The 2,557-nt window shown below is 68.4% G+C and carries 2 protein-coding genes; both read right to left on the reverse strand.

The genetic code is table 11. The features are described 5' to 3' along the window. Nucleotides 1-102: 102 nt before the first annotated feature. A complete protein-coding gene (gene istB / locus QMG73_RS45990) occupies nucleotides 103-876 on the reverse strand; it encodes an IS21-like element helper ATPase IstB (RefSeq protein ID WP_281906480.1) in 774 nt (257 codons plus the stop codon). After that, entirely contained in the window at nucleotides 873-2,345 is a 1,473-nt protein-coding gene (istA, locus tag QMG73_RS45995; RefSeq protein ID WP_281906482.1) for an IS21 family transposase, read from the reverse strand. Before istA ends, istB begins: the two co-directional genes overlap by 4 nt. Between the last annotated feature and the right edge of the window lie 212 nt (nucleotides 2,346-2,557).

Here is a 2,557-nt window from a genome sequence, read left to right on the forward strand (position 1 = left end):
TGTCAACGGACATCTCGATCTCCGGTTGTGCGGACCGCGGACCTCCGGCTGTGCGGACATGAGTTCTCCGGGTGGGTGGTCACCAGATCTCCGGTTGGGTGGTCAGCTCAGCGGGACCACCCCCTTGCCGGCGAGGGCCTCGGCGAGGCGGTGGCTGTCGCCTTTGGTCAGGACGAGGTGAGCGTGGTGCAGGAGCCGGTCGACGGTGGCGGTTGCCAACGTCTTGGGCATGATCGAATCGAAGCCAGACGGGTGGATATTGCTTGTCACGGCCACGCTGCGGCGCTCGTAGGCGGCATCGATGATGCGGTAGAACGCTTCAGCGGCGTCCTGCCCGGCCGGGAGCATGCCAATGTCATCGACCACGATCAGGTCGCAACGGCAGATCCGGGCGACGGTGCGAGCGACGGATCCGTCCACTTTGGCCTTCCCGATCGTCTGGGTCAGCGACTCAAGGGTGAACCAGACCACCCGCAGGTCCTTCTCGATGGCCGCTTGGGACAGGCCCTCCACGAAGTGCGATTTTCCGGTGCCGGACGGGCCGGCCAGCACAAGGTTCTCGTGCCGGCCGATCCATTCCAATGTGGACAGGGCATGCTGGGTGGGCTCGGGGATCGAGGACTCCTCCGGCCGCCAGGAGGCCAGGGTCTTGCCGGTGGGAAAGCTGGCCGAGTGCCGACGCATTCGGCGGGTGGCGCTGTCCCGGCCGATAACCTCCTCGTTGATCAGCACCCGCAGGACTTCAGCGGGATCCCAGCGTTGCGCCCGGGCGGTCGCCAGGACGTCGGGGGCGGCCTTGCGCAGGTAGGGCAGCCGCATGCGGCGCAGCAACCGGTCCAGCTCGTCCGGGATCGCTGGGGCGGTAGGGCGAGTCATGCGCCGAACCTCCCCCACGAGCTGGTGCCGGGCTGCGCCGAGTGGTTCTCGTCAGCGATCACCACATCGTCCGGAATGCCGGAGGTGGCCAGATGGTCCAGGATCGAGGCCAGATCCTGGTCGCCGAACCGGCCGGCAATCGCGGCCAGGCCGAGGGCTTCATCGACCCGGGCGAGGCCGACCAGACTGGCGAGCTCGACCGCGCGGGCCATCTTGGATCGCACCCGGGTCGCGCCCGCGGCGGCCGCCTCGACCAGCCACCGGTTGGCGCCCTCACCCAAACCGAGGAACGCCACCTCTTCCGGGGTGCGGGGCCGTGGCCGGGGTTGGCGGGGCAAGTTCCCGCCCGGATGGTGCGGATAGTGCTCGTCGACGATCCGCGGGTTGCCCGGTGTGGACAGCTCATGTCGGGCGATCTCGGCCAGACCCGCCGAGGTGCGGGCGACGATGGCCAGTTCGTCGCCGACGACCCGGCACCACACCTTCGATCCGACGTGACCGGGCGGGGTGGAGTAACGCACCGACCCGAACCGGATCGTCTGGTCATCGTCAACGAGGCGCTCCTCGCCGAGCGCGACCGCGTGCGGCTCGGCCGGCAGCCGGTGCAGGTGCCGACGCTCCACCGCGAGCCGGTCGACCGGCGCGGCCTTGATCTCCCTATGCGCGCGGGTATTGACCCGCTCGCACCACTGGAAACACGCGTCCGCGAGCTCGGTGAACGTGGCATAGGCGGGCAGCAGGTTCGCGCTGGTCGGCACCAGGTCGGCCTTGGCCACCTTGACCGTGTGCTCCACCCCGCCCTTGGACTCCGGATCGAACGGCTGGCAGGTCTCCACCTTGCAGCCGTAGTGCCGGCCAGCCGCGACGATGTCCGGGTGCCTAATCGGCACCCCGGCCACCCGATCGATCGTGACCGTCTTCGGGTTATCGGTCAGCAGGTAGGTCGGCACTCCACCCAACCGGCGCAGCGTGGCGTCCAAACAGGACACCAGCGTGCCCAACGTCTGGTCCCAGGCCGGGATCACCACCCGGAACCGCGACCAGGCCAACCACGCGCAGAACAACTGCGTGCGACGCCCGCCGACCCGCGGCCCTTCACCCCAGTCAACCTGCAGCCACAGGCCCGGCTCAGCGACCCACGGCCGATAACTGCGCCGGTTGCCGGCCCGCCAGGCCGTCTTCACCTCGGCCACCGCCCGCCGGGTCGTCCGCTCAGTCCCACCGAACCCCATCGCGACCAGCCGCTGATGCACCACATCAGCGCGGACCTTGCCCTGCGACCGGTCCACCAACTCCTCGATCTTCGACAGAAACGGGTCTATCGACCGCGGCCGCCGCGTCCGAACCAACGGATCCCCACCGGCGTCCCGGATCGCCACATACCGAGCAACCGTCTTCTCATCAACCCCGGCCAGCCGCGCCGCGGAATGCGCACAGCGTGTCAGGTCGAACGCTTCCAAGATCTCCATGATCTCCCTGTCAGACTTCGCCAAGGGGTCTCTCCCAACGTCGGCGGGCACTTGATCGACAACCAAGAGCCAACCGCAGGGAGAGACCCCGCCTGTTCACCGACAACAGTCAGGCGTGTCCGGAGATCCGGTGACCACCGGCCCGGAGTTTTCATGTCCACCAGCCCGGAGCGAACTGTCCGCCAGCTCCGATTTTTTCGTGTCCGCTGGCA

The organism is Phytohabitans aurantiacus, assembly GCF_027923225.1.
Lineage (GTDB): Bacteria > Actinomycetota > Actinomycetes > Mycobacteriales > Micromonosporaceae > Phytohabitans > Phytohabitans aurantiacus.

Excerpts from the sequence above, each read along its gene's own strand:
- istB (WP_281906480.1), bottom strand. The coding sequence starts at position 876 with ATGACTCGCCCTACCGCCCCAGCGATCCCGGACGAGCTGGACCGGTTG.
- istA (WP_281906482.1), bottom strand. The coding sequence starts at position 2,345 with ATGGAGATCTTGGAAGCGTTCGACCTGACACGCTGTGCGCATTCCGCG.